This window comes from Variovorax sp. 10L426, assembly GCF_056395305.1.
Window position 1 is genome coordinate 37,281 of the sequence record NZ_JBFTJF010000024.1, and the last position, 24,831, is coordinate 62,111.

Below are 24,831 nucleotides of genomic sequence, written 5' to 3' on the forward strand. Positions count from 1 at the left end.
TCGCGAAGGGCGGCCGCGCTTCGCGGGCCGCTGGCGCGGCATCAGCCCAGTTTGGCTTTCAGGAGGGCGTTGACTTGGGCGGGGTTGGCTTTGCCTTGGCTGGCCTTCATGACTTGGCCGACGAGGGCGTTGAAGGCCTTGTCCTTGCCGGCGCGGTATTCGTCGATGTTTTTCTGGTTGGTGGCCAGGACGCCATCGATGATCTTTTCCAGCGCGCCGGTGTCGCTCATCTGCTTGAGGCCCTTGGCTTCGATCACTGCATCGGCGTCCTGGCCTTCGCCGGTCCAGAGTGCGTCGAAGACCTGGCGCGCTGCGTTGTTCGACACGGTGCCGTCGCTGATGCGTTGGATCAGTTTCGCGAGTTGTGCCGCGCCCACGGGCGCTTCGGTGATCGCGATGTCCTGCAGGTTCAGGCGCCGCGCGATTTCGCCGGTGATCCAATTGCTGGCCAGCTTGGGTGCGGCGCCGGCGCTTACTGCATCGTCGAAATAGCGTGCCAGCGCGGGGCTCTGGGTGAGCTGCGTGGCGTCGTACTCGGACAGGGCGTGCGCCTGCACATAGCGCTCGGCCATCGCGCGCGGCAGTTCGGGCATCTGGGCGCGAACGCGCTCGATCCATTCGGCGGCGATCGCCAGCGGCGGCAAGTCCGGATCGGGGAAGTAGCGGTAGTCGGCCGCGTCTTCCTTGGTCCGCATGGCGCGCGTTTCGCCAGTGTCGGGGTCGAACAGCACCGTCGCCTGCTGGATCTCGCGGCCATCCTCGATCTCGTCGATCTGCCAGCGGATCTCGTAGTCGATCGCCTGCTGCATGAACTTGAAGCTGTTGAGGTTCTTGATCTCGCGGCGGGTGCCCAGAGGGTCGCCGGGCTTGCGCACCGACACGTTGGCGTCGCAGCGGAAGCTGCCTTCCTGCATGTTGCCGTCGCAGATGCCGATCCAGGTGACGATCTTGTGCAACTCGCGCGCGTAGGCGACGGCCTCGGCGGTCGAGCGCATGTCGGGTTCGGTCACGATTTCCAGCAGCGGCGTGCCGGCGCGGTTCAGGTCGATGCCCGACTGGCCGATGAAATCCTCGTGCAGCGACTTGCCCGCGTCTTCCTCGAGGTGCGCGCGCACCAGTCGCACGGTCTTCTTCTCGTCGCCGAGGAAGAAACTCACCGAACCGCCCTGCACGACCGGAATCTCGAACTGGCTGATCTGGTAGCCCTTCGGCAGGTCGGGATAGAAGTAGTTCTTGCGCGCAAACACGCTGCGCGGCGCAATGTGCGAGCCGAGCGCGATGCCAAGCTTGATGGCGCGTTCGACGGCGCCCTTGTTCATCACCGGCAGCGTGCCGGGCAGTGCCAGATCGACTGCGCAGGCCTGTGTGTTCGGCTCGGCGCCGAAGGCGGTCGATGCGCGGCTGAAGATCTTGGATGCGGTGGACAACTGCGCGTGGGTCTCGAAGCCGATGATGACTTCATAGCCACGAACCAGCGGGCCTGTCGGACGTCCGCTCTGCGCGGCCTCGAAAGTGTTGATTTCGCTCATGTCAATTTTTCGCCATCAATAGCCGGCCGGCGCGCGCTGGTGCCAGTCGGTGGCCTGCTGAAAGCGGTGTGCCGCGTTGAGCAGACGGGCTTCGTCGCAGTAGTTGCCGATCAATTGCACCCCGACAGGCATGCCGCCGTCGAAGCCGGCCGGCACGCTCATGCCGGGCAGGCCGGCGAGCGACGCCGGCAACGTGAAGATGTCCGCGAGGTAGTCCGCCACCGGGTCACCGCCGTGCTCGCCAAGCTTCCATGCCACCGTGGGCGCCGCGGGGCCGGCGATGAGGTCGCACTGGCTGAAGGCCTGCTGGAAATCGTCCGCGATCATGCGGCGCACCTTCTGGGCTTGCAGGTAGTAGGCGTCGTAATAGCCGTGGGACAGCACGTAGGTGCCGATCATGATGCGGCGCTTGACCTCGTCGCCGAAGCCTTCCTCGCGTGTCTTGCCGTACATGTCGGCGAGGTCGCGATAGTCCTTCGCGCGATGGCCGAACTTGACGCCATCGAATCGGCTCAGGTTGCTCGACGCTTCAGCAGCCGCAATGATGTAGTACACGGGAATCGACAGTTCGGTGCGCGGCAGCGTGATCTCTACGCGGCGGGCGCCGAGCTTTTCATATTCGGCAAGTGCCGCATCGACCGCGGCGCGCACGCCAGGGGCAACGCCCTCGCCGAAGAACTCCTTGGGTACGCCGATGCGAAGGCCTTCGAGCGATTCGCCCAGACGGCGCGAAAAATCTTCCGGGGGGCGGTCGAGCGATGTCGAATCGCGGTCCGGGTCAGGGGCGCACATGGCCGAGAGCAGCAGCGCGCAGTCCTCGGCCGATCGAGCCATCGGGCCCGCCTGGTCGAGGCTCGAGGCGAACGCGACCATGCCGTAGCGCGAAGCGCGTCCGTAGGTCGGCTTGATGCCGGTCACGCCGCAGAACGAGGCCGGCTGACGGATCGAGCCGCCCGTGTCGGTGCCGGTCGCGGCGGGTGCCAGTCGCGCCGCGACCACGGCGGCGCTGCCGCCGGACGAGCCGCCGGGAATGCGCGTGGGATCCCATGGATTGCGTACCGGCACCGCGTGGTCGAAGCCCACGGCGGGCACGGCCACGTTCTCGTTGGCCGAGCCCATCGCGAATTCGTCGCAGCTCAGCTTGCCGAGCGTCACGGCGCCCGCGTCTGCGAGGCGCTTCACGACAGTGGCGTCAAACGGCGATCGGTAACCGGCGAGGATGCGCGACCCCGCGCTGGTCGGCAGGTCGGCGGTGACGAAGATGTCCTTGTGCGCAATCGGCACGCCGGTCAATGCGGCGGCCTGGCCGGCGGCGATCTTCACGTCGGCCGCGCGGGCCTGGGCCAAGGTCAGGTCTTCGTCGATGGCGATGAAGGCACCCAGCTCCTTGTGTTGCCCGATGCGGGTCAGCTGGTGCTTGGCGGCTTCCACGGCCGACACCTTGCGTTCACGCAGGGCCTTGGCGAGTTCCGTCACGCTCAATTGATGCAGTTCGCCGCTCATTCGATCACCTTCGGGACCAGGAATAGACCGTTCTCGACGGCCGGCGCGCTGCGCTGGTTGGCTTCGCGGTTGTCGGGCTCGGTGACGGCGTCTTCGGCAAGACGGAGGGTCACGTCCTCGATCGTGGCGACCGGATGGGCGAGCGGCTCGATGCCGGTAGTGTCGACGGCACGCATTTGTTCGACGAGGTCGAAAAAGCCGTTGATCTGGCCGCGCATGCGCTCGCTTTCATCGGGGGCCAGCTGGAGCCGGGCGAGCGACGCGATGCGCGCGATATCGGAAGAAGTGAGGGACATCGGAGAAAAGAAGCCTTGGCGAACGTGAAAACGAGGCCCCTGGCACGCTGAAAAGGTGCGCCGAAACGCTGGGAGCGTCAAGGGATTCGGTTATTATCCCGCCTTTGCCGCAACCCCCGCGAACGCGACGGCATTTGCCGCAAAACCGTTTCAAACCACCCCCGTCAAACGACCCAGCAAGAGGGCGACGGCGTGCCGACGCGCATGCCGTGCTCCAGAGGATTCCACAATGTTTGGAGCTTTCCGTCGGTACTTTTCTACCGACCTCGCGATCGACCTCGGCACCGCCAACACCCTGATCTTTGCTCGCAACAAGGGCATCGTCCTGGACGAGCCCTCGGTTGTCGCCATCCGCCATGAAGGCGGTCCGCACGGCAAGAAGGTGATCCAGGCCGTGGGTCGCGAAGCCAAGGCCATGCTCGGCAAGGTGCCCGGGAACATCGAAGCCATCCGTCCCATGAAGGACGGCGTGATCGCCGATTTCGTGATCACCGAGCAGATGATCAAGCAGTTCATCAAGATGGTGCACCCGCGTTCGCTGCTCACGCCCAGCCCGCGCATCATCATCTGCGTACCCTGCGGTTCCACCCAGGTCGAGCGCCGCGCCATCAAGGACGCGGCCGAAGCGGCAGGCGCGACCTCGGTCTACCTCATCGAAGAACCCATGGCCGCCGCGATCGGTGCCGGCCTGCCGGTTTCCGAAGCCAGCGGCTCGATGGTTGTCGACATCGGCGGCGGCACGACCGAAGTCGGCGTGATCTCGCTGGGCGGCATGGTCTACAAGGGCAGCGTCCGCGTCGGCGGCGACCGCTTCGACGAGGCCATCATCAACTACATCCGCCGCAACTACGGCATGCTGATCGGCGAACCGACGGCCGAAGTCATCAAGAAGAGCATCGGCTCCGCTTTCCCGGGCTCCGAAGTCAAGGAAATGGAAGTCAAGGGCCGCAACCTGAGCGAAGGCGTGCCGCGCAGCTTCACCATCAGCAGCAACGAAGTGCTGGAAGCGCTGACCGACCCGCTCAACAACATCGTGTCCGCCGTCAAGAACGCCCTCGAGCAAACACCTCCCGAACTGGGTGCCGACATTGCTGAACGCGGAATGATGCTCACCGGCGGCGGCGCGCTCTTGCGCGACCTCGACCGGCTGCTGGCCGAGGAAACCGGCCTGCCAGTGCTCGTGGCCGAAGATCCGCTGACTTGCGTGGTGCGAGGCTGCGGCATCGCGCTGGAGCGCATGGACCGGCTCGGAAGCATCTTTACCAGCGAATAATGCAGCTGTTGCGCAAATTGCCGGCCCGCGTCGTCTGCGCAGGGCCGGCTTTTTCAATTTAAGGCACTCCTCTCGTCATGCCGCTCGGGACGCTCGATCGCACCGCGCCACCCTTGTTCAACCAGGGGCCTTCGGCGCTCAGCAAGCTGATTTTCTTCAGCGCGCTCGCGCTGTTCCTGATGGTGGCTGACGCACGCTTCAACATCGTCCAGCCGGTGCGTACAGCGATCGGCGCGGTGCTCTATCCCATCCAGTGGCTCGCGCTGAAGCCGGTGCAGCTCATCGCGGGCGGCGGGCGCTATCTCGAAGATCTGCAAGCCGCGCAATCCAATGAGGCAGACGCGCGCAAGGCGCTCGCGCTGCAGTCCGAACGGGCGAGCCAGGCCGATACGCTCGCGAAGGAAAACGCCCGGCTGCGCGCGATGCTCGAACTGCGCCAGACGACCCAGACCCCCGGAAGGGTGGCCGAGGTGCTCTACGACACGGCCGACCCCTATACCCGCAAGCTTGTCATCGACCAGGGCCTCAACAGCGGCATCGCGGCCGGCTCGCCGGTGATCGACGAGAACGGCGTGCTCGGGCAGGTCACCCAGGTGCTGCCGTTCACGAGCGAGGTCACGCTCGTGATCGATCGCGACCTTTCCATCCCCGTGCAGAACACGCGCACCGGCGCCCGCAGCGTGGCTTTCGGCGATGCCAGCGCTCATGGCGCCGGGCTTGAATTGCGTTTCATCGCTGCGAATGCGGATATCCAGGAAGGCGACATCCTGACGACCAGCGGCGTCGACGGCGTCTATCCGCCCGGCTTGCCGGTCGCGAAGATCGATCGCATCGAGCGCCGCGCTGAATCCGCCTTCGCGCGCATCCACAGCGAGCCCTTGGGCCACGTGACGGCGGCGCGCTACGTGCTCGTACTGGCGCCGACCGGAACACCGCCCTTGCCGCGGCCCGCCCCATCTGCGCCCGCGGCGGCCGCCGCCAAGAAGAAGGCCGACAAGGCGGACGCCAAGGCAGATGCCAAGGCGGACAAGGGCGACAAGAAAGAGAGGCGCACCCGATGATCATGCGTCCCGGACAACAGCAGCTGCTGCTGCCCGTCAGCCCTTTCTTCATGTGGACGAGCCTCATCGTTGCGCTGTTGCTCAACATGGTGCCGGTCGGCCGAGCTGCGTGGACCCCCGACCTGCTGGCGCTGGTGATCGTGTTCTGGAGCGTCCATCAGCCCGCCCGCATCGGCATCGGTGCCGCCTTCGTGTTCGGCCTGCTGATGGATGTGCATCAGGCGGCCATGCTCGGCCAGCATGCGTTGTCATACACGACGCTCGGCTTCTTCGCGATCATGATCCACCGTCGGCTGCTGTGGTTTCCGGTGATCTCGCAGGCCTTGCAGGTGCTGCCATTGTTCGCGGTATCGCACCTCATCGAGCTTGCGATCCGGATGATCGGCGGCGGCGTGTTCCCCGGCTGGTCGCTGCTGATCGCCCCGGTCATCGAGGCGGCGCTGTGGCCGCTGGTGAGCCTCGCGCTGCTGGCGCCGCAGCGCCGAGCGCCGGAACCAGATGCCAATCGGCCACTCTAGATGAGGCCGCCCGAGCGCGTAAACGATGAGGTGAGCATTTGCTTCCATCGTTCGTCCCATCTAAGCTGACCCTGTCATGACCGAAATCCGCAATGTCGCCGCCGACCTCTCGCGCTTCAAGCGCCGGGTGATCGTGATCGGCCTCGTCGTCCTGACGTGTTTCGGACTGTTGTGCATGCGGCTGGTCTATCTGCAGGTCGTGCGCCATGAAGATCTCGCGGAGCAGGCCGAGAGCAATCGGACGGCCATCGTGCCCGTGGTACCGAATCGCGGCCTGATCCTGGATCGCAACGGGATCGTGCTGGCTTCGAACTATTCAGCCTATACGCTCGAAATCACGCCGTCGAAGGTCGACAGCCTCGAGGAAACCATCGACAGCCTTGCCGAAGTTCTCGAGATTTCTCCGCGCGATCGCCGTCGTTTCAAACGCCTGCGCGAGGATTCACGCAGTTTCGACTCCGTTCCGATCCGCACCCGGCTGAGCGACGAGGAAGTCGCCCGGTTCGCTGCGCAACGCTATCGCTTCCCCGGCGTCGAAATCAAGGCGCGGCTCTTCCGAAACTATCCAAACGGCGAACTGGCGAGCCACGTGCTCGGCTACATCGGCCGCATCAACCAAGCCGAGAAGGCGGCCATGGACGATTGGGAAGACGAGGACTTGGCCAACTACAAGGGCACGGAGTACATCGGCAAGCTCGGCATCGAGCAGAGCTACGAAAAGACGCTGCACGGTCAGACCGGTGTGGAACAGATGGAAACATCGGCCGGCGGCCGCGCAGTGCGTCGCCTTGCGGCGCACCCGGCCACGCCGGGCAATACCGTCATGCTCTCGATCGACATCAAGCTGCAGAAGCTGGTGGAGGAAATGTTCGGCGACCGGCGCGGCGCGCTTGTCGCGATCGATCCCAGGACGGGCGAGATCCTGGCCTTCGTGAGCAAGCCCACCTTCGATCCGAACCTTTTCGTCGAAGGCATCGATTCCGAAAGCTGGAAGGAACTCAGCGAGTCGATCGACAAGCCGCTGCTCAATCGCGCATTGCGAGGCACCTATCCGCCGGGCTCGACCTACAAGCCGTTCATGGCGCTGGCCGCACTGCAGACCGGCAAACGCGGACCGAGCGTGGTGGTTAACGACCCGGGGTATTTCAATTTCGGCGGACACCGGTTCGGCAGCCCCGAGGGCTATCTCGGCGGCGTCGACATGCGTCGTGCGATCCAGCTGTCGAGCAACATCTACTTCTATTCGCTAGCCAACGAAATGGGCGTGGACCTGATCCACGACTCGATGAAGCCGCTGGGCTTCGGCCAGATCACCGGCATCGACATCGGCGGCGAGGTGCGCGGCGTGTTGCCCAGCACCGAGTGGAAGCGCAATACCTACAAGCGCCCGGAGCAGAAGAAGTGGTACGCGGGCGAAACCATCTCGTTGGGCATCGGCCAGGGCTACAACGCCTTCACGATGTTGCAGTTGGCGCAGGCCACGTCGATCGTGGCCAACGGCGGCATGAAGCACAAACCGCATCTGGCGCTTGCCGTTCGGGACACGGTGACCGGACAGGTCAATCCCGTCGAGCAGCCGCCTGCCGAAAACCTTGGGCTGACGAGCGCCAATATCGGGGTGGTGCGCGACGGCCTGGTTGCCGTCGTGACTGCCGGCACTGCACGGGGTGTGTTTGCCGGCGCGGGCTACCAGGCCGCCGGCAAGACCGGTACCGCTCAGGCGATGACCCAGGCGCAGAACACCAAGTACAACGCCAAGGCTCTCGAAGAGCACCAGCGCGATCACGCGCTCTTCATGGCTTTTGCACCAGTGAACGATCCGAAGATCGCGGTGGCGGTCGTTGTCGAAAACGCGGGCTGGGGCGCTGGCGCCGCGGCGCCGATCGCGCGCCGCGTATTCGACTACTGGCTGATGAACCAGTATCCCAGCGAGGCCGACCTGGCCGCCATCCAGACGGGCAAGGCCGCTGCGCCGATCGGCAAGCCGCGCGTCGCCAGCGAAGTGGCCTGGCCTTCGGATGCAACGCCCGCAGCGGCGTCGGCTGCACCCTGAACGAAAACCCGCTGGCGCGCGGGCAGGGTCAGCGTAGAAAGGCGTCATACGCGGTCTTCAGGATCAGTGCGCCCACCACGACGATGAACACCTTCCGGACGAAGCCGGCCCCGTGCCTTATCGCGACGCGGGCGCCGATCACACTCCCGGCGACGTTCGCGACTGCCATCACCAGCCCATAGCGCCACAGCACGTGGCCCTTGAGCCCGAGGAGCAGCAGCGCGCCGAGGTTGGTCATGGTGTTGAGCAGCTTGGCCGACGCGGCGGCGTTCAGGAAATCGTAGCCCAGCCAGCGCACGAACAGGAACACGAAAAAGCTCCCGGTGCCGGGTCCGAAGAAGCCGTCGTATACCCCGAGCGCGAAGCCGATCAGCGCCGTCGCAGCAAGCTCTGCACGGCCGCTGAACTGCGGCGCATGGTGATGGCCCATGTCCTTGCGCGCGAGGGTGTAGACCAGCAGCACGACAAGGATGACTGGTAGCAGCTTTCGGAGGAAGTCGCCCGGCACCACGGTCACGCCCCACGCTCCGACCAGCGCGCCCGAAAAGGCGAGGGCGGCGGCGGGCAACAAGGTGCGCCAGCGCAGGCCGACGCGATGGTGGAACTGTGCGGTGGCGGCGGCGGTGCCCCAGACCGAGGCGCTCTTGTTGGTGCCCAGCAACGTCGCCGGTGCCGCGCCGGGAAGCACGCTGAACAGCACCGGCACCAGGATCAGTCCGCCTCCCCCTACGATCGAATCCACGAAGCCCGCGAACAGCGAAGCGAGGGTCAGCACCAGAATTTCCATGGGGAGAAATTGTCCCACCCGGTTTTTGCTATCGATCTTGTAGCAAGACCGTGTGAATTCAGGCCATGGTGCAGGCATGCCGCCGCAAAAAGAAAAGGCGCCGACCAGCGGCGCCTTGTTCAAAAAAACGGCATCTCGTGCGGATGCCTTTTGTCGATTGTTCTGATTCTTGGAAAGATGTCTCCTCGGTCCCCCGCGCAGCGGGCAGGCCCGTTTGCGAGTGCCGAGACTTTATTCGGCGCACCGCCGCAGTGCATCGGGGATTACCCGTCAAACTGCAACAACTGGAAACACGGAAGGGTCAAACTTCGGCTTCGCGCACCCAGGCGGCCGCCTTCTCCGCCATCATCAGGGTGGGGCTGTTGGTGTTGCCGCTGGTGATGGTCGGCATGGCGCCGGCGTCGACCACACGCAAGCCCGCGATGCCGCGCACGCGCAGGCGGGCGTCGAGCACCGCCATCGGGTCGTCGTCGCGGCCCATTTTCGTGGTGCCCACCGGGTGAAAGATGGTGGTCGCGATGTCGCCGGCGAGCCGCGCCAGTTCTTCGTCGCTCTGGTACTGCGCGCCCGGCTTCCATTCCTCGGGACTGTATTTCGCCAACGCGGGTTGCGATGCGATCCGGCGCGTCACCCGCAGCGAATCGGCCGCGACCTTGCGGTCTTCGTCGGTGCTCAGGTAGTTGGGCGCGATGGCCGGCGCATCCTCGAAGCGAGGGCTCTTGATACGCACGCTGCCGCGACTGGTCGGGTTGAGGTTGCAAACGCTCGCGGTGAAGGCCGGAAAGCTGTGCAGCGGCTCACCAAAGGCGTCGAGCGAAAGCGGCTGCACGTGATACTCGAGATTCGGCCATTCGTACGCTGGCGAGCTGCGCGTGAAGGCGCCGAGTTGCGAAGGCGCCATGCTCATCGGGCCACTGCGCTTGAAGAGATATTCCATCCCGATCTTCGCCTTGCCGTAGAGCGAAGAGGCCAGCACATTGAGGGTCGGCGCATTCTTGATCTTGTAGACCGCGCGGATCTGGAGGTGGTCCTGCAGATTCGCGCCAACGCCGGGTGCGTCGAGCATCACATCGATGCCATGCTGGCGCAGCAGGTCCACCGGCCCGACGCCCGAGAGTTGCAGGATCTGCGGCGAGCCGATGCTGCCGGCACAAAGGATCACTTCGCGCGTCGCATGGGCGATCACCATTTCGTTCCCGTCCCACACCTGCACGCCGGTACAGCGGCGGCTGCCGTCGGCGTGGGTTTCGAAGAGCAGGCGCGACACCTGCGCGCCCGTCCAGAGTTCGAAATTCGGGCGCCCATAGCAGGTCGGTCGCAGGAACGCCTTGGCGGTGTTCCAGCGCCAGCCGTCTTTCTGGTTGACCTGGAAGTACCCCACGCCTTCATTGCTGCCGCGGTTGAAATCGGTGCTGTGCGGCACGCCCGCCTGCACGGCGGCTTCGGCAAAAGCGTCGAGGATGTCCCAGCGCAGGCGCTGCTTCTCGACCCGCCACTCGCCGCCGGCGCCGTGAAGCTCGTCGGCGCCGAGGTAGTAGTCCTCGTGCTTCTTGAACGCAGGCAGCACATGGCTCCACCGCCATTCGTCGTCGCCCGTGATGCGCGCCCACTGGTCGTAGTCACGCGACTGGCCGCGCATGTAGATCATCCCGTTGATGCTCGAGGAACCGCCCAGCGTCTTGCCGCGCGGATAGCGCAGCGTGCGGCCATTGAGCCCAGCGTCCGGCTCGGTGCTGTAGAGCCAGTCGGTGCGCGGATTCCCGATGCAATACAAGTACCCGACCGGGATGTGGATCCAGTGGTAGTCGTCCCTTCGGCCGGCCTCTATGAGTAGCACGCGGCGTTGCTTGTTGGCGCTCAGGCGATTGGCCATCAGCGAGCCGGCGGTGCCGGCGCCGATGATGATGTAGTCGAAGGTGGTGTCACTCATGGCGTCCTGCTTGTCTCTGCTTGTTATTGGAAAAAATGGCACGGTCGGATGCGGCCGCCGCCGGGCCGCCCCAAGGCGAGCCGCGCCTCCCCCTCGGGGGGTGGCGAATTACACGCAGCGTAGCGGAGTGAAAAGCCGGGGGGCCGTCATCTAGCCGTCGGCATCACGAACTCGGCGCCCTTGCCGATGCTCTCCGGCCAGCGCTGCATGATCGACTTCTGCTTGGTATAGAAGCGCACGCCTTCTTCGCCATAGGCATGCATGTCGCCGAACAGGCTCTTCTTCCAGCCGCCGAAGCCGTGCCATGCCATCGGCACCGGGATCGGCACGTTGATGCCCACCATGCCCACCTGGATGCGCCGCGAGAATTCGCGCGCCACGTTGCCGTCGCGGGTGAAGCACGAGACGCCATTGCCGAACTCATGGTCGTTGATCAGGTCGACGGCTTCCTTCAGGTCGTGAACGCGCAGGCACGAAAGCACCGGGCCGAAGATCTCTTCCTTGTAGATGCGCATGTCGGGCGTGACGTTGTCGAACAGCGTGCCGCCCATCCAGAAGCCCTCGTCGCAGCCTTCGCCCGCGGCCTTGCCGCTGAAGCCGCGGCCGTCGACCACCAGCTTTGCGCCTTCCTTCTCGCCTTGCGCGATGTAGCCGGTGATGCGCTCGTGGGCCGCCCGCGTGACGATCGGGCCCATCTCCGCATCGAGCTCGGTGCCGTTCTTGACCTTCAGCGTCCGTGCGCGCTCGGCCAGCAGCGGCATGATCTTGTCGGCCACGTCACCCACCAGCACCGCGACGCTGATCGCCATGCAGCGCTCGCCGGCCGAGCCGTAGCCGGAGCCGATCAACGCGTCCACCGTCTGCTCGATGTCGGCATCGGGCATCACCACCAAGTGGTTCTTCGCGCCGCCGAGCGCCTGCACGCGCTTGCCGTGGCGCGCGCCGGTCTCGTAGATGTAGTTGGCGATCGGCGTCGAGCCGACGAAGCTGATGGCCCGGACGTCCGGATGCTCCAGCAGTGCGTCGACCGCCTCCTTGTCGCCCTGAATGACGTTGAACACACCGTCTGGCAGACCGGCTTCCTTGAGCAACTCGGCCATGCGCAGAGAGGGGCTCGGATCGGTCGGGCTGGGCTTCAGGATGAAGGTGTTGCCTGCGGCGATCGCCACCGGGAACATCCACATCGGGACCATCACCGGGAAATTGAATGGCGTGATACCCGCCACCACGCCGAGCGGCTGGCGCATCGTCCAGTTATCGATGCCGGTGGAAACCTGGTCGGTGTAGTCGCCCTTGAGAAGCTGCGGAATGCCGCACGCGAATTCAACGATGTCGATACCGCGCGTGACTTCGCCCTGAGCGTCGGTGAAGACCTTGCCGTGCTCGGCGGTGATCAGGTGGGCGAGTTCGTCGCGGTGCTTGTTGAGCAGTTCGAGAAACTTGAACATCACGCGCGCGCGCCGGATTGGCGGTGTGTCGGCCCACGCCGGGAATGCAGCCTGGGCGGCGGCCACCGCAGCATCGACATCGGCGCGGTTGGCGAGCGCGACACTGCCGGTCGCCATGCCGGTCGCGGGATTGAAGACATCCTGGTTGCGCGGGGATTGGGGGGTGACGACGCGGCCGCCGATGTAATGATGGATCGGGGTCTTGCTCATCTGCATGGCGTTCTCCTACCGGCGCCGGGCCGGTTGATTGCGGGAATGGGTCATCGAATGAAATCGACTCAACCGGCGATTGTGGCAAACGCTTGCGCAATGCGCGACTTCCCGCGTCGATGCGCGTTGGCCCCGAGGCTTGGCGCAGACGCACCCGGTTACGATGCTGCGTTGTCCGTCCCTGCCGTCCCTGTCCACCACAACATGCCGTCCGAGTCCCTGTCGCCCGCCGCAGCGCAAGATGCCGAGAGCATCCGGCCGCGCGTCGAGGAGCGCCAGCAGGACGGCGGCAACTGGGCCATCGCCAGCGGACGCTGGACGGCGCTCGCCATGTCGTCGCGGCGGACCTGGGACGCGCTGTCCAGCAATCTCGCCGGCTTGCCAGCGAGCGACGACAGATCATGGGATCTGCGACCCATCGAACAGCTCGACCACATCGGCGCCCAATTGCTCTGGAACCATTGGCGGCAGGCATGGCCGGCCAACGTCGAGATGGACTCGCAGCACAAGGCCGTGCTGGACCAGGTCGCCTTGTACACATGCAGCGCGCCGACCGAACCAAGGCTGAAGCCGGCCGACCGATTCAAGGCCTTTGCGCACAACGGTCCCCGCATGATGTTCGTGGCGCGCGATTTCCTGCGCCTCATCGGGCAGCTGACGCTCGACATCGGCAAGCTGATCCGCGCACCGCACCGTGGCCCCTGGCGCGATTTCTCGGGGCAGATCTATCAGTTCGGCACGACGGCATTGCCCATCACCGCGCTGGTGGGCCTGCTGATCGGCGTGGTGCTGGCGTACCTGACATCCCAGCAATTGCGGCAATACGGGGCGGAGACCTTCATCGTCAACATCCTCGGCTTGTCCTTGATTCGTGAACTCGGGCCCGTGCTGGCTGCAGTGCTGATCGCCGGTCGTTCCGGCTCGGCCATCACCGCGCAGATCGGCGTCATGCGAGTGACCGAAGAACTCGACGCCATGCGCGTGATGGGCATTCCGCACGGCTTCAGGCTCGTGATGCCCCGCGTGTTGGCGCTGGCGATCGCGATGCCGCTCATCAGCATGTGGACGTCGATGGCGGCGCTGTTCGGCGGCATGATCGCTGCCGATCTCTCGCTCGACATCTCGCCGGCGTATTTCATGTCGGCGCTGCCGCGCGCGGTGCCGATGTCGAACCTCTGGCTGGCGATGTCCAAGTCGGCGGTGTTCGGCATCCTCATCGCGCTGATCGGCTGCTATTTCGGGATGAAAGTGAAGCCCAACACGGAGAGCCTCGGCCGAGGCACCACGTCTTCGGTGGTGACGTCCATCACCGTCGTGATCCTTGTCGACGCGTTGTTCGCCGTGCTTTTCAAAGGCGTGGGGTTCCGCTGATGACTGACGCTTCGACCAGCAACGCATCGTCTGTGGTGGAAATCCGCAAGCTCTGGACCGTGTTCAAGTCTCCGGAAGGCGAACAGGTCGTGCACCGCGATCTCGATCTCACGATCATGCGCGGAGAGGTCCTGTCGCTCGTGGGCGGATCAGGCACCGGCAAGACAGTGCTGCTGCGCCAGATTCTCGGGCTCGAGCATCCGACGAAGGGAGAGGTCACCGTGCTTGGCCGGCCGCCGGGGCAACTCGGCGCGAAAGGCGCCGCCAACGTCGGCATGCTGTTTCAGCATGGGGCGCTGTTCTCTGCATTCAGCGTTCTCGACAACATCGCGTTCCCGCTTCGTGAGCTGAAGTTGCTGCCCCACGATCTCATCCGCGATGCCGCGTTGGTCAAGATGCAGATGGTCGGCCTGGATCCGAAGCACGCCTCCAAGAGCCCCTCCGATCTGTCGGGCGGGATGATCAAGCGCGTGGCGCTGGCGCGCGCGCTGATCATGGATCCGCCGCTGCTGCTTCTCGACGAACCCACGGCCGGCCTGGACCCCGAGGGTGCCGACGGCTTCTGCGATTTGCTGCTCGGCCTGCATCGCGAACTTGGACTCACGGTGGTGATGGTCACGCACGATCTCGACACGCTCTTCGAGTTGAGCACGCGCATTGCGGTGCTGGCGGACCAGAAGGTCATTGTCGCGGGTACGGCGCGCGACGTGATCGCCTACCCGCATCCGTTCATCCACGAATATTTTCTCGGCGGCCGTGGCCAGCGCGCGATGGAAGCGCTGCATGACCACTCCGCGCCGGTGCCGCTCACGGGCTGGCACGGCGCAGGGCCGGCCCCAACCATCGAAAGGTAGCTGCCATGGAAAACAAGGCCCATGCCCTCGCCGCCGGCGCCTTCGTGCTCGGCCTGGTCGCCGTGCTCGTCGCATTGGTGGTCTGGCTCACGCGCGATGAAACTGTGCGCAACATCTACGAACTGTCGACGCGCGATGCCGTCAGCGGTCTGCAGCCACAGGCGATGGTGCGCTACCGCGGCATCGCTGTCGGCAAGGTCGCATCGATCGACTTCGACCCGAAGGTCAAGGGCAATGTGCGCGTGCGCATCACCGTCGACGAACGCGTGCCGCTGACGACCTCGACCTTTGCCACCCTGAGCTACCAGGGCGTGACCGGGCTGGCTTTCATTGCGCTCGACGACAAGGGCGAGTCCCAGGTGGCTCTGGTGCCAGACAACGACAACCCGCCGCGCATCCCGCTCAAGCCGTCATTGCTCGCGCAGTTGCAGGATCGTGGCGAAGCGATCGTCGGCAAGGTCGAGGAAGCCACGAGCCGCATCAACACGCTGCTTGGCAACGAGAACCAGAAGCGCATCGCGGACGCACTGGAAAGCATCTCGCTGGCCGCGGCCAGTGCCAACCAGCTCACTCGCTCGCTGGACAACACGGTGAAGACGGGCCTGAACCCCGCGCTGAAGGCGCTGCCGCCGTTGGTGGATCGGACCAAGGACACCATGGTCTCGGTCAAGACTGCGGCGGGCGATGTTTCGCGCGTGGCCAAGAATCTCAATACCACCGTAGGCCGCCTCAATGCGGTGGACGGCCCGATCGATCGACTGGGGGACGGCACCAAAGCCTTGTCGCAGGCCGTAGATTCTTTCAACAATGCCACCCTGCCGCGGGTGAATCGCGTGGCCGACGACACTTCGCGCGCTGTGCGCCGCCTCGGACGCGCGGCCGACAACATCAACGACAACCCGCAGTCGCTGCTGTTCGGCAGTGGCGGCGTGGTCGCTGGACCGGGCGAGCCCGGCTTCACTTCGCCGTCTGCCTCCTCCGCTCGTCCTTGAAATCATCATCATGACCATGCACGAAGCTTTGAAGAACGCCGCAGCCGGAGCCGGGCGGATTCGCCTGTTGGCCATGGGTGGCCTTGCAGCCATGCTGTTGATGGCGGGTTGCGGCGCGTTGCCCGACAAGCCCGTTCGCTCGACGCTCTATGACTTCGGTCCCGGGCCCGTGATGGCGACCTCCACGCCTGCCGCCGCTGCCGCGCCATCGCTGCCGCCGATCGCGCTGGCCGATATCGACGCCACCTCCCGCCTCGATGGCAACCAGATCGTCTACCGTCTCGGCTATGCCGATGCGAACGAAGTGCGGCCCTACGGTCAATCGCGTTGGAGCCAGCCGCCGGCCCAGTTGCTGCGCCAGCGTCTGCGCGAGGCGCTGGCCCAGAGCCGGACGGTGCTCGGCCCGGAGGAGAGCGCCGCGATCGCCCGCGCCCAAGGCCGGGTGCCCGACACGCTGCGCGTCTCGCTGGAGGAGTTCAGCCACTTCTTCGAATCGCCGGACAAGAGCGTCGGCCTGGTTCGCGTGAATGCCACCCTCATTCGGAGCAATCCTGGCGGGGATCGTGTCCTCGCGCAGCGCAGTTTCACGGCGCAGAGACCCGCACCGAGCAACGACGCGCCGGGTGGCGTGAAAGCGCTGGCCGCCGCCAGCGATGCCGTGGTCGCCGATCTGGTCGCCTGGGTGGGGCAGGCGCGCTGACGTTCGCCGAGGCGGCCACATGCAACGCATCGGCCTCATCTCAGACACGCACGGTCTGCTCAGGCCTGAAGCGCTGGCGTTCCTGCGCGGCTGCGATCACATCGTCCACGGAGGCGATATCGGTGAACAAAGAATCCTCGATGAGTTGACCGCCATTGCGCCGGTGACCGCGGTACGCGGCAACAATGACGTGGCGTTCTGGGCGCAGGACGTGCCGGATACGGCGTTGATCGAACTCGGCGGCGTGCGGCTCTATGCCATCCACGATCTGGCGCAGTTGGACATCGATCCAGTCGCTGCCGGCGTGCGCGTCATCGTGTCCGGCCATTCGCACCGGCCGGTTGCGCAGGAGAGGGACGGCGTCCTCTACATCAATCCCGGCAGTGCCGGACCGAGGCGATTCAAGCTGCCGATTTCCGCAGCCGAACTTCTGCTGGAGGGCGGCGCAGTCACTCCGCGAATCGTCGAATTGCTGGAGAGGTAACGCGACGGGTCAAAGCGTCCGACGAAGCACCGGGAAAAGCGTGCTGAGTCCCACCGACATGACTTCGACTGCAAGCGCCGCGAGGATCAGGCCCATCAAACGTGTCATCACGTTGATGCCGGTCTTGCCGAGCACGCGCGCGATCGGCTCTGCGAGCGAGAAAGTGACGCCGGTCGCGACGCCGACCACCACGCCATAGCCGACCAGGATCGCAAGCTCCCAGACGTGCTGTGCTCTTTCGGCAAAGATGACCACCGTCGACATCGTCGCGGGCCCGGTCAGGAGCGGGATGGTCAGCGGCACCACCGCGATCGAGGCGCCCAGTGAGGCTTTCACCTCGGCCGCGCGGATCTCTTCGGAATTGGACTTCGATTCAGCCGGCTGGGCGTTGAGCATGCTCAGCGAACTCATCAGCAGCAACATGCCCCCGCCAACCTGGAAGCTCGCGATCGAGATGCCGAAGAACGAAAGCAGCTGCAGCCCCAGCAGTGCGCTGACTGCGATCACCACGAAAGCACTGAAGGCCGACACCCAGGCCGTGCGCCTGCGCTGGAGCTCGGTGCAGCCTTGCGTGTAGTGAATGAAGAACGGCACGATCGCCAGAGGATTCACGATGGCAAGCAGCGTGATCAGCGGCTTGACGAGGTCCATCGTCGGGCTGGCCATCTAGCGTCCACCCGTTACGTCAAGGAATGTCGCCGTGACGTAGCTCGCCTCCGCTGAAAGCAGCCACACGATTCCGTTGGCGACTTCCTCCGCGCTGCCGGTGCGCTTCATGGGCACGGTCGGCGCGAGTTGCGCGGCGCGATCGGGAAGTCCGCCGGATGCATGGATCTCGGTGTCGATCAGCCCTGGGCGCACCGCATTGACGCGAATGCCCTCGTCAGCGACTTCCTTGGCCAAACCGACGGTGAAGCTGTCGATCGCACCCTTGCTCGCGGCATAGTCGACGTACTGTCCCGGCGACCCAAGCCGCGCCGCGGCGCTGGAGAGATTGACGATGGCGCCGCCGCTCCCGCCGTACCGGGTGCTCATGCGCCTGACGGCCTCGCGCGCGCAGATGAAGCTGCCGATCACGTTGATGCGCAGCATGCGCTCGAGGCGCTCGACCGACATCTCGTCGACCCGCGCCTGCACGTCGACCACGCCGGCGTTGTTGACCAGCGCGGTGAGGCTGCCGAGCTTGGCGTCGACCTTCTCGAACATTGCGCGTACCTGTGCTTCATCGCCGACATCAGCCTGCACAGTGATCGCGGTCCCGCCGCCGGCGCGGATGGCGCGCACCACCTCGTCGGCAGCCAGCGAGTTGCGGGTGTAGTTGACTGCGACCGCGTAGCCGCGCTGTGCCGCCAGCAAGGCTGTCGCGGCACCGATCCCGCGGCTGCCGCCGGTGATCAGGAGCACTTGGTTCAAATCCCACCTCCTGCACGGAAGCCGTGCGTCAGTTAAAAACGTCCGCACGGATTACACACCGAGGAGACCCCCGTGAGCCGCAGCATCGACTACTACTTCACGCCGCAAAGCCCCTGGACCTACCTTGGGCATGCGCGATTTGCCGCCATCGCGAAGTCCTGCAACGCCGATGTGCGCGTTCGACCCATTGACGTTGGCGCCGTTTTTCCGGTTTCCGGCGGCCTGCCGCTCGGCAAGCGCGCGCCCCAGCGGCAAGCCTATCGGCTGGTCGAACTGGCGCGCTTTTCGCGCCATCTCGACATTCCGCTGAACGTCAAGCCGAAGTTCTTTCCGGTCGCCAGCGATGATGCGGCGCGGCTCATCATCGCGGTCGACCTCCATGACGGCACCGAAGTCGCCTTGAAGCTCTGCAGTGCGGTGTTCGCCGCCGTGTGGGTGCAGGAGCGCAACATCGCCGATCCCAAGGTGCTGGAAGCGCTGGTTGCAGAATGCGGGCTCTCGCCGCGACGGGTCGAGCAGTCGCTCAGCCAGGCGGTGCAGGAACGCTACGAGGACTACACGCAGCAGGCCATCGATGCCAAGGTGTTCGGCGCCCCGAGCTACGTGATCGACGGCGAAATCTTCTGGGGCCAGGATCGCCTGGATTTCGTCGAGCGCGCACTGAGCCAATAACCATCAACCAAAGGAGCATGACCATGGGTCAATTCATCGAACTCACCGCCAAAGACGGCTTCAAATTTCCCGCGTACGTCGCGGAGCCGTCTGGCAAGCCGAAGGGCGCCGTGGTGGTCGTTCAGGAAATCTTCGGCGTCAATTCGCACATCCGTTCGGTGGCGGACGGCTATGCGGCCGACGGCTATCTCGCCGTCGCGCCGGCGACCTTCCACCGTGTGAAGCAGGGCGTGGAGCTTGGTTACACCGAAGACGACATGAAGGCCGGCTTCGCGTTGAAGACCGCGGTTGAAGCGCTGCCGGCACCCGGCGTGCTGCAGGATCTGCAGGCGGCCGTCGACTACGCAGCCAAGGCCGGCAAGGTCGGCATCGTGGGTTATTGCTGGGGCGGGCTGCTGACGTGGCGCGCCGCCGCGAAGGTGTCCGGCCTCGCTGCCGCGGCGCCTTACTACGGCGGCGGCATGACGACGCCGGAGGAGACCGCGCTCCAGCCGAAGGTGCCGGTGCTCGTGCACTTCGGCAACAACGACCATTGGATTCCGCTCGACACTGTCGAGACCTTCAAGAAGGCACATCCCGAGGTCGAGGTCCATGTCTACGAATGCGGCCACGGGTTCAATTGCGACCAGCGCGGCTCCTACAACGCCGAAGCTGCCAAGCTTGCACGGCAGCGCACGATCGGCTTCTTTGGCAAGCATCTCGCTGCCTGACCAGGCAGGATCGAGGCTCAGTTCGGCAACTTCGCCGCACCGCGGCCGCGGGGGGCAATGCGCCTCGCCGGCTCGATCGGCGGCTCTGACTTCCGTATCCGCATCTCCAGAAAGTCGAGCAACGCGCGCAGCGCCGCACTGTTGTGGCGGCGCTGCGTATAAGCCGCATACAGCCAGAGATCGGTTGGCATGTATTCCTTCAGAACCGGCACGAGCGCACCGCGCTCGATGTGCGGCTGAGCCATCGACATCGGAACGCATACGGCGCCGAGTCCAGTGAGCGCGATGGCGGTCAGCATGGCGGTGTCGTTGGCATCCATCCGGCTGGTCACGGGCACACTGTACGGTTTGCCATCGACTTCGAACGGCAGGCTCGGCGTGCTGCCCAGAAGCGAGTAGGTCAGGACGTCGTGCCTGCGCATGTCATCAGGCTTCCTGGGCAGGCCGCGCTTGGCCCAATAGCTTGGTGTGGCGCAGAGCGCCAGATCCATCATCCGCAATCGCCGAACAATCAGGTTTTCGTCGCGGATGCGCCCCAGGCGCAGCGCAATGTCCACACCTTCCTCGACCAGGTCGATGACGCGGTTGCTCATGTGCAGGCTGACGTGCACATCCGGATAGATCGCCATGAACTCGCCGAGGATGTCGGGAAACGTACTCTGCGCAAGGCCCTGAGGCGCGGTGATCCGCAACCGTCCCCGCGGGTGCCCTGCATGCTCCTGCAGTTCGCTCTGCGTGAGCTCGATCATCTCCATCAGCGGCGTACTGCGCTCGAGCAGGAGGTGGCCGGCGTCGGTCAGGCTGACCGAGCGTGTCGAGCGATTGAGCAGTCGCACGCCGAAGCGCTCTTCAAGATGCGCAACGTATTTGCTGACGTTGGCCTTCGACATGCCGAGCGCGGCCGCCGCGCGGGAAAAGCTGCCTCGCGAGGCAACTTCGCGAAAAGTTCTGAGCAAGTCAAGACCGTCCATTCGAATCTCATTGTTTCTGATTGATGAACACCGTGGTTCATTTTCATAGGGTTTATACCTATGAATTCGCCTTAAGCTCCATCCCCACAGAACAACCATGAAGGACCATTGAAAATGAACGCCTCGAAGATCATCGCCGCAGCCGCTCTCTCGATTCTCGCCGCCGCTGGCGCGCAAGCCGAAACCTACGAAGGCGTGCACGCGCCCGTGTCGGCCAACAGCCGCGCCGACGTGAATGCGCAAGCCGTGGCCGCAGCCCGCGGCGACAACCCGTACGCTGAAGCTTCCTCGTCGCGCGCTGCGCCCGCCCTGACCGCTTCAGCCGACCGCTCGGTCATTCGCGCTCAAGCTGTTGCCACCGCCCACGAGGCGAACCAGAACCTGGATCGCAAGGCCTTCGTGAACAGCGTGATCCCGTCGCAGTACAAGATCGTGCGTCCGGTGACGCAACAAGCCGGCCTCTGATTCTGGCCGCCAAGGAGGCCGGGTCGCGCTAGAGCGCGCCCCGGCCTTTTTCATGAGCTTCTGCACTTCGCCGGGTCATTGTTTCGATCCAGGAAACGCGGTGTCTCTTTTCTCAGTGTTTTCCCCAGGGTGTTTCACCGGAAACTTCGGCGCACAGGCCAGCGACAGCGAGCCTGGTTCAAAAAAACTCCGACGAATCAAAGGAACTGAAATGAAGACCTCGTACATCCTCGCCGCTGCCGCACTCTCGATCCTCGCCGCTGCCGGCGCTCAGGCCGAAACGTACCAAGGCGTGCAAACCAACGTCTCGGCCAAGAGCCGCGACGAAGTCGGCGCTGAAGCCGTTCGCACCGCTGCCGCCGCTGACCAGAACATCCCGCGCGGTTCGCGTGGCGCCGAGGCGTTCAAGGCCGTCGCCGATTCGGCAACGGTGCGCGCACAAGCCGTCGCCACCGCGAGCGCTCCGGACCAGAACGTGTCGGCTGGTTCGCGCGTCAACAGCCGCGTGATCTCGACGATGAACAATCCCGCTGAAACACGCGTTCAGGCACAGAAGGAAGGCGCGGCGACGGCCAAGTAATCTGGCTGTCTGCTGAGCAGGCCAAACGAAAGCCGGACGGCGCGTGAGCGCTGTCCGGCTTTTTCAATGGGCGGTTATCGCGTGCGCGCAAGGTAGCGCTTGCGCCAGAACACGACGACCAGTGCCACCGCGATCAGGCCCATGGATGCCATGGCGATCCAGAACCCGTCGGCCTTGTGAACGAGCGGAATGAACTCGAAGTTCATTCCAAAGATACCGGCGATGAGATTGAGCGGCAGGAAAACAGCCGTCAGTACCGTGAGGACACGCATGATGTCGTTCGCGCGGTGGCTCTGAACGCTGAAATGCATTTGCACGGCCGTCTCGGCGTTCTGCTCGAGGCGACGGACGTGGTGGACCACACGCTCGATGTGTTCGAGCACGTCGCGGCTGCGGATCATGACGAGTTCGCGCTCGCGCTGTTCCGAGGCGCCCGTCGATGCCGGCAAGGTTTCGAGGGCGTCGATCCAATCCTGGATGCAGGCGCGCTGGTCTTCACAGATTTCGTCCAGATGATGCAGTGACTGCCGCGCGTCCATCAACGCGCTCCAGTTCGTGAAGCGGCTCTTGGGATCGATCAATTCGGACTGCCAATGGTCCAACTGCCGGGTCAATTCGCGCCGAAGGTCTAGGTAAGCATCGACGATCTGATTGATGACGCGAAGCATCAGGTCCGCAGGGCTCGCCGGAATGCGCGCGGAGACCGCCCGGACGTCCAAGGCGGGAACCGCGGCGCGGCCGTTGTCGTCTGGCGAGGCGGCCAACAACAGCTTGGAGCAAAAGGCGTCGCGGATCGCCGCGTCCTCAGGGTGAACGGACAGCAGGGCGCGATCGAACACGGCAAAGCCCACGGGCCGGGTGTCTACGCGCCGCAGAACGGTCGGGCCGCCTCGCGATAGCGTGAGTTCGCCGCCTTTTGGCGTCGGATCGTTGCCATTGGAGGCCGCAAGCCTGCGAAACACCAGGAGGTCGTACAGCGACGTGTAGTCGTAGCGCGAAGGAAGCTGGTCGTTGAGCAGGTCACTCACATGGAGATCGACAAGGTGCGTGTTGCAGAGCGCTTGCAGGACGTCCTGCACTTGTCGCAGCGAGGCGCGAAACTCGTCCCGAGTCAACGACAGCCACACGTAGCCTTGCTCGGATGCGCCCGGCGCGGCCATCGGCGCAAGCGCGTCGTGTTCGCTGATTTGCGTGCCGTTGATCTTGAAGATGCGCATCTGGGGCGGCTGTTTGGGTTGCTTCTCAACCCTGCTTCAGCAGCCGTGCGGCATCGAGCGCGAAGTAAGTGAGTACACCGTCGGCGCCGGCACGCTTGAAGGCGAGCAGGCTCTCGAGCATCACGCTGTCGTGGTCGAGCCAGCCGTTCTGCGTCGCCGCCTTGAGCATCGCGTACTCGCCGCTGACTTGATAGGCGAATGTCGGCACGTGGAACTCGTCCTTCACGCGCCGCACGATATCGAGGTAGGGCATGCCGGGCTTGACCATCACCATGTCGGCGCCTTCGGCGATGTCGATGGCGACTTCGCGCAGCGCTTCGTCGCTATTGCCCGGGTCCATCTGATAGACCTTCTTGTTGCTCTTGCCGAGGTTGGCGGCCGAGCCGACTGCATCCCGGAAGGGCCCGTAGAAGGCGCTGGCGTACTTTGCGCTGTAGGCCATGATCCGCGTGTGAATGTCGCCTCGCGATTCGAGCGCATTGCGGATCGCGCCGATCCGGCCGTCCATCATGTCGCTCGGCGCCACAATGTCCACGCCGGACTGGGACTGAGTGAGTGCCTGCTTGACCAAGACTTCCACGGTGGGATCGTTGAGGATGTAGCCGGTGTCGTCGAGCAGGCCGTCCTGTCCGTGGCTGGTGTAGGGGTCGAGCGCGACGTCGGTCATGACGCCCAGTTCGGGAAACCTCGACTTGAGCGCGGCCACCACGCGCGGAATCAGCCCATCGGGATTGCACGCCTCGTCGCCCGCTGGGGTTTTCAGGCTCGCGTCGATGACCGGGAAGAGGGCCATCACCGGGATACCGAGCGTGACGCATTCTTCGGCGACTGGCAGCAAGGCGTCCAAGGTCAGACGTTCCACGCCCGGCATCGAGGGAACCGGGTCTCGACGCTTCTCTCCTTCTTGCACGAAAACGGGATAAATAAGGTCGTATGGCGAGAGCACGTGCTCACGTACCAGATTGCGGGTAAAGGCATCCCGACGAAGACGGCGCGGACGGCCGGCGGGAAATGGGGCGTGGAGAGTCATGTCGAAAATTGTGCCCCAAGACACCGAAATAGCCTTTCGGCACCTCTACGTAGGCCTTCCAAAACGAAAACGAGCCAAAACTGACTCTTCATGTTGCGTTTCCAGACCGAAAGGTCAAAAAAAGTCACCGCCGGCTTGATAGGTTGTTTTGCCTTTGTTAAATTCTGTCTTGGGCGGCTTGCCGCTCCCCGCTTTTCCTCCCTGAGCGGGTGCCTTGATGTGTGACAGCAAAAGGGCTTCCCAGCCCGGCGTTTTTGGCGCCGGGCTTTTTTTTGCCCGAAATTCGGATGAGTTCGCCCGGGACTATTCGGAGTGCGCCACTACACTGCGGCACCATGCTCTGGGTCAAATCGCTGCACATCGTGTTCATTACCAGTTGGTTTGCGGGGCTGTTCTATCTGCCGCGAATCTTCGTCAATCTGGCAATGACCGCCCCGGAGTCTGTCGCCGAGCGTGCGCGACTTTTGTTGATGGCGCGCAAGCTTTTCCGCTTCACCACCTTCCTTGCCATTCCAGCGGTGGGGTTTGGTGCATGGCTATGGCTCGGTTACGGCATCGGCCGGGGGCCGGGCAACGGTTGGATGCATGCGAAGCTTGCGCTGGTGCTCCTCGTCATCGGCTATCACCACGGCTGCGGCGTGCTCTTGCGCCGCTTTGTCGCGGGCGACGACAGGCGCAGCCACCGCTGGTACCGGTGGTTCAATGAACTACCGGTTGTCCTTTTGCTCGGAATCGTGGTGCTGGTCGTCGTCAAACCCTTCTGA

The 24,831-nt window shown here is 64.5% G+C and carries 25 protein-coding genes; 14 read left to right on the top strand and 11 right to left on the bottom strand.

What is annotated here, in order from left to right:
- Positions 1-41: 41 nt before the first annotated feature.
- Genes gatB through gatC form a run of 3 tightly spaced genes read right to left on the bottom strand, consistent with a single transcriptional unit; the run spans position 42 to position 3,328 of the window.
- Complete coding sequence (gene gatB, locus AC1DHL_RS26465; protein WP_478163929.1) at positions 42-1,529, bottom strand: Asp-tRNA(Asn)/Glu-tRNA(Gln) amidotransferase subunit GatB; 1,488 nt, start codon at positions 1,527-1,529, stop codon at positions 42-44.
- A gap of 15 nt (positions 1,530-1,544) precedes the next feature.
- Positions 1,545-3,032, bottom strand: coding sequence for an Asp-tRNA(Asn)/Glu-tRNA(Gln) amidotransferase subunit GatA (gene gatA / locus AC1DHL_RS26470; RefSeq protein WP_478163930.1), 1,488 nt, complete (start codon positions 3,030-3,032; stop codon positions 1,545-1,547).
- Positions 3,029-3,328: an Asp-tRNA(Asn)/Glu-tRNA(Gln) amidotransferase subunit GatC gene (gatC, locus tag AC1DHL_RS26475; RefSeq protein WP_478103660.1), complete on the bottom strand. Its 300-nt coding sequence runs from the start codon at positions 3,326-3,328 to the stop codon at positions 3,029-3,031. Before gatC ends, gatA begins: the two co-directional genes overlap by 4 nt.
- Positions 3,329-3,557: 229 nt before the next feature.
- Here gatC and AC1DHL_RS26480 point away from each other — a divergent pair, with 229 nt between their 5' ends.
- The 4 genes from AC1DHL_RS26480 to mrdA all read left to right on the top strand — a co-directional run bounded on the left by AC1DHL_RS26480 (position 3,558) and on the right by mrdA (position 8,233).
- Positions 3,558-4,601 carry a rod shape-determining protein gene (locus AC1DHL_RS26480; RefSeq protein ID WP_028249609.1) on the top strand — a complete coding sequence of 348 codons (1,044 nt, stop codon included), beginning with the start codon at positions 3,558-3,560 and terminating at the stop codon, positions 4,599-4,601.
- A 77-nt stretch (positions 4,602-4,678) separates the two neighbouring features.
- Positions 4,679-5,662: a rod shape-determining protein MreC gene (gene mreC, locus AC1DHL_RS26485; protein ID WP_478103662.1), complete on the top strand. Its 984-nt coding sequence runs from the start codon at positions 4,679-4,681 to the stop codon at positions 5,660-5,662.
- Positions 5,659-6,180, top strand: a complete 522-nt coding sequence (gene mreD, locus AC1DHL_RS26490; RefSeq protein ID WP_478163931.1) for a rod shape-determining protein MreD — start codon at positions 5,659-5,661, stop codon at positions 6,178-6,180. Before mreC ends, mreD begins: the two co-directional genes overlap by 4 nt.
- 76 nt (positions 6,181-6,256) lie before the next feature.
- Positions 6,257-8,233: a penicillin-binding protein 2 gene (mrdA, locus tag AC1DHL_RS26495; protein ID WP_478103664.1), complete on the top strand. Its 1,977-nt coding sequence runs from the start codon at positions 6,257-6,259 to the stop codon at positions 8,231-8,233.
- A gap of 28 nt (positions 8,234-8,261) precedes the next feature.
- On the opposite strand, the gene AC1DHL_RS26500 is transcribed toward mrdA, so the two are convergent.
- The 3 genes from AC1DHL_RS26500 to AC1DHL_RS26510 all read right to left on the bottom strand — a co-directional run bounded on the left by AC1DHL_RS26500 (position 8,262) and on the right by AC1DHL_RS26510 (position 12,608).
- Positions 8,262-9,020, bottom strand: a complete 759-nt coding sequence (locus AC1DHL_RS26500) for a sulfite exporter TauE/SafE family protein (protein WP_478163932.1) — start codon at positions 9,018-9,020, stop codon at positions 8,262-8,264.
- Positions 9,021-9,321: 301 nt separating this feature from the next.
- Positions 9,322-10,950, bottom strand: coding sequence for a GMC family oxidoreductase (locus tag AC1DHL_RS26505; RefSeq protein ID WP_478163933.1), 1,629 nt, complete (start codon positions 10,948-10,950; stop codon positions 9,322-9,324).
- Between the two features lie 146 nt (positions 10,951-11,096).
- Complete coding sequence (locus AC1DHL_RS26510) at positions 11,097-12,608, bottom strand: CoA-acylating methylmalonate-semialdehyde dehydrogenase (RefSeq protein WP_478163940.1); 1,512 nt, start codon at positions 12,606-12,608, stop codon at positions 11,097-11,099.
- 204 nt (positions 12,609-12,812) lie between these two features.
- On the opposite strand from AC1DHL_RS26510, the gene AC1DHL_RS26515 reads away from it, so the two are divergent.
- Genes AC1DHL_RS26515 through AC1DHL_RS26535 form a run of 5 tightly spaced genes read left to right on the top strand, consistent with a single transcriptional unit; the run spans position 12,813 to position 17,009 of the window.
- Positions 12,813-13,979: an MlaE family ABC transporter permease gene (locus AC1DHL_RS26515; protein WP_478103668.1), complete on the top strand. Its 1,167-nt coding sequence runs from the start codon at positions 12,813-12,815 to the stop codon at positions 13,977-13,979.
- Positions 13,979-14,833 (top strand): ABC transporter ATP-binding protein, encoded by an 855-nt coding sequence (locus AC1DHL_RS26520; protein WP_478103670.1) that lies wholly within the window; start codon positions 13,979-13,981, stop codon positions 14,831-14,833. Before AC1DHL_RS26515 ends, AC1DHL_RS26520 begins: the two co-directional genes overlap by 1 nt.
- A 5-nt stretch (positions 14,834-14,838) precedes the next feature.
- Complete coding sequence (locus AC1DHL_RS26525; RefSeq protein ID WP_478103671.1) at positions 14,839-15,825, top strand: MlaD family protein; 987 nt, start codon at positions 14,839-14,841, stop codon at positions 15,823-15,825.
- Positions 15,826-15,835: 10 nt separating this feature from the next.
- Positions 15,836-16,525, top strand: coding sequence for an ABC-type transport auxiliary lipoprotein family protein (locus tag AC1DHL_RS26530; RefSeq protein WP_478163934.1), 690 nt, complete (start codon positions 15,836-15,838; stop codon positions 16,523-16,525).
- A gap of 19 nt (positions 16,526-16,544) precedes the next feature.
- Positions 16,545-17,009: a metallophosphoesterase family protein gene (locus tag AC1DHL_RS26535; protein ID WP_478103673.1), complete on the top strand. Its 465-nt coding sequence runs from the start codon at positions 16,545-16,547 to the stop codon at positions 17,007-17,009.
- Positions 17,010-17,018: 9 nt separating this feature from the next.
- Here AC1DHL_RS26535 and AC1DHL_RS26540 read toward each other — a convergent pair whose 3' ends face one another.
- Together AC1DHL_RS26540 and AC1DHL_RS26545 are read right to left on the bottom strand one after the other, a co-directional pair.
- Positions 17,019-17,675 carry a MarC family protein gene (locus AC1DHL_RS26540; RefSeq protein WP_478103675.1) on the bottom strand — a complete coding sequence of 219 codons (657 nt, stop codon included), beginning with the start codon at positions 17,673-17,675 and terminating at the stop codon, positions 17,019-17,021.
- A complete protein-coding gene (locus AC1DHL_RS26545) occupies positions 17,676-18,422 on the bottom strand; it encodes an SDR family oxidoreductase (protein WP_478103676.1) in 747 nt (248 codons plus the stop codon).
- A 72-nt stretch (positions 18,423-18,494) separates the two neighbouring features.
- Here AC1DHL_RS26545 and AC1DHL_RS26550 point away from each other — a divergent pair, with 72 nt between their 5' ends.
- Together AC1DHL_RS26550 and AC1DHL_RS26555 are read left to right on the top strand one after the other, a co-directional pair.
- Complete coding sequence (locus tag AC1DHL_RS26550) at positions 18,495-19,094, top strand: DsbA family protein (protein WP_478103677.1); 600 nt, start codon at positions 18,495-18,497, stop codon at positions 19,092-19,094.
- 23 nt (positions 19,095-19,117) lie between these two features.
- Positions 19,118-19,804, top strand: a complete 687-nt coding sequence (locus AC1DHL_RS26555; RefSeq protein ID WP_478163935.1) for a dienelactone hydrolase family protein — start codon at positions 19,118-19,120, stop codon at positions 19,802-19,804.
- Between the two features lie 17 nt (positions 19,805-19,821).
- Here AC1DHL_RS26555 and AC1DHL_RS26560 read toward each other — a convergent pair whose 3' ends face one another.
- A complete protein-coding gene (locus AC1DHL_RS26560; RefSeq protein WP_478163941.1) occupies positions 19,822-20,775 on the bottom strand; it encodes a LysR family transcriptional regulator in 954 nt (317 codons plus the stop codon).
- A 114-nt stretch (positions 20,776-20,889) separates the two neighbouring features.
- Between AC1DHL_RS26560 and AC1DHL_RS26565 the strand changes: the two genes are divergently transcribed.
- Together AC1DHL_RS26565 and AC1DHL_RS26570 are read left to right on the top strand one after the other, a co-directional pair.
- A complete protein-coding gene (locus AC1DHL_RS26565) occupies positions 20,890-21,240 on the top strand; it encodes an alpha/beta hydrolase (RefSeq protein WP_478103681.1) in 351 nt (116 codons plus the stop codon).
- Positions 21,241-21,451: 211 nt separating this feature from the next.
- The gene (locus tag AC1DHL_RS26570) at positions 21,452-21,820 is read left to right on the top strand and encodes a DUF4148 domain-containing protein (RefSeq protein WP_478163936.1); all 369 of its coding nucleotides are present in this window, start codon (positions 21,452-21,454) and stop codon (positions 21,818-21,820) included.
- A 74-nt stretch (positions 21,821-21,894) separates the two neighbouring features.
- Here the strand turns inward: AC1DHL_RS26570 and AC1DHL_RS26575 are convergent, their stop codons facing one another.
- Both AC1DHL_RS26575 and hemB read right to left on the bottom strand, forming a co-directional pair.
- On the bottom strand, positions 21,895-23,037 hold the full coding sequence (locus AC1DHL_RS26575) for a magnesium transporter CorA family protein (protein WP_478163937.1): 1,143 nt from the start codon (positions 23,035-23,037) through the stop codon (positions 21,895-21,897).
- Between the two features lie 25 nt (positions 23,038-23,062).
- Positions 23,063-24,067, bottom strand: a complete 1,005-nt coding sequence (hemB, locus tag AC1DHL_RS26580; protein ID WP_478163938.1) for a porphobilinogen synthase — start codon at positions 24,065-24,067, stop codon at positions 23,063-23,065.
- 335 nt (positions 24,068-24,402) lie between these two features.
- Between hemB and AC1DHL_RS26585 the strand changes: the two genes are divergently transcribed.
- A complete protein-coding gene (locus tag AC1DHL_RS26585; RefSeq protein ID WP_478103699.1) occupies positions 24,403-24,831 on the top strand; it encodes a CopD family protein in 429 nt (142 codons plus the stop codon).

Bases quoted from the DNA above. Each gene is read 5' to 3' on its own strand.
- AC1DHL_RS26565 (WP_478103681.1), top strand. From the start codon at position 20,890: ATGAACGCCTCGAAGATCATCGCCGCAGCCGCTCTCTCGATTCTCGCC.
- AC1DHL_RS26570 (WP_478163936.1), top strand. From the start codon at position 21,452: ATGAAGACCTCGTACATCCTCGCCGCTGCCGCACTCTCGATCCTCGCC.
- AC1DHL_RS26560 (WP_478163941.1), bottom strand. From the start codon at position 20,775: ATGGACGGTCTTGACTTGCTCAGAACTTTTCGCGAAGTTGCCTCGCGA.
- AC1DHL_RS26500 (WP_478163932.1), bottom strand. From the start codon at position 9,020: ATGGAAATTCTGGTGCTGACCCTCGCTTCGCTGTTCGCGGGCTTCGTG.
- AC1DHL_RS26505 (WP_478163933.1), bottom strand. From the start codon at position 10,950: ATGAGTGACACCACCTTCGACTACATCATCATCGGCGCCGGCACCGCC.
- AC1DHL_RS26555 (WP_478163935.1), top strand. From the start codon at position 19,118: ATGGGTCAATTCATCGAACTCACCGCCAAAGACGGCTTCAAATTTCCC.
- AC1DHL_RS26515 (WP_478103668.1), top strand. From the start codon at position 12,813: ATGCCGTCCGAGTCCCTGTCGCCCGCCGCAGCGCAAGATGCCGAGAGC.
- gatA (WP_478163930.1), bottom strand. From the start codon at position 3,032: ATGAGCGGCGAACTGCATCAATTGAGCGTGACGGAACTCGCCAAGGCC.
- AC1DHL_RS26530 (WP_478163934.1), top strand. From the start codon at position 15,836: ATGACCATGCACGAAGCTTTGAAGAACGCCGCAGCCGGAGCCGGGCGG.
- hemB (WP_478163938.1), bottom strand. From the start codon at position 24,067: ATGACTCTCCACGCCCCATTTCCCGCCGGCCGTCCGCGCCGTCTTCGT.
- mreD (WP_478163931.1), top strand. From the start codon at position 5,659: ATGATCATGCGTCCCGGACAACAGCAGCTGCTGCTGCCCGTCAGCCCT.
- AC1DHL_RS26510 (WP_478163940.1), bottom strand. From the start codon at position 12,608: ATGAGCAAGACCCCGATCCATCATTACATCGGCGGCCGCGTCGTCACC.
- mreC (WP_478103662.1), top strand. From the start codon at position 4,679: ATGCCGCTCGGGACGCTCGATCGCACCGCGCCACCCTTGTTCAACCAG.
- AC1DHL_RS26525 (WP_478103671.1), top strand. From the start codon at position 14,839: ATGGAAAACAAGGCCCATGCCCTCGCCGCCGGCGCCTTCGTGCTCGGC.
- AC1DHL_RS26585 (WP_478103699.1), top strand. From the start codon at position 24,403: ATGCTCTGGGTCAAATCGCTGCACATCGTGTTCATTACCAGTTGGTTT.
- AC1DHL_RS26535 (WP_478103673.1), top strand. From the start codon at position 16,545: ATGCAACGCATCGGCCTCATCTCAGACACGCACGGTCTGCTCAGGCCT.
- AC1DHL_RS26480 (WP_028249609.1), top strand. From the start codon at position 3,558: ATGTTTGGAGCTTTCCGTCGGTACTTTTCTACCGACCTCGCGATCGAC.
- gatC (WP_478103660.1), bottom strand. From the start codon at position 3,328: ATGTCCCTCACTTCTTCCGATATCGCGCGCATCGCGTCGCTCGCCCGG.
- mrdA (WP_478103664.1), top strand. From the start codon at position 6,257: ATGACCGAAATCCGCAATGTCGCCGCCGACCTCTCGCGCTTCAAGCGC.
- gatB (WP_478163929.1), bottom strand. From the start codon at position 1,529: ATGAGCGAAATCAACACTTTCGAGGCCGCGCAGAGCGGACGTCCGACA.
- AC1DHL_RS26520 (WP_478103670.1), top strand. From the start codon at position 13,979: ATGACTGACGCTTCGACCAGCAACGCATCGTCTGTGGTGGAAATCCGC.
- AC1DHL_RS26575 (WP_478163937.1), bottom strand. From the start codon at position 23,037: ATGCGCATCTTCAAGATCAACGGCACGCAAATCAGCGAACACGACGCG.
- AC1DHL_RS26540 (WP_478103675.1), bottom strand. From the start codon at position 17,675: ATGGCCAGCCCGACGATGGACCTCGTCAAGCCGCTGATCACGCTGCTT.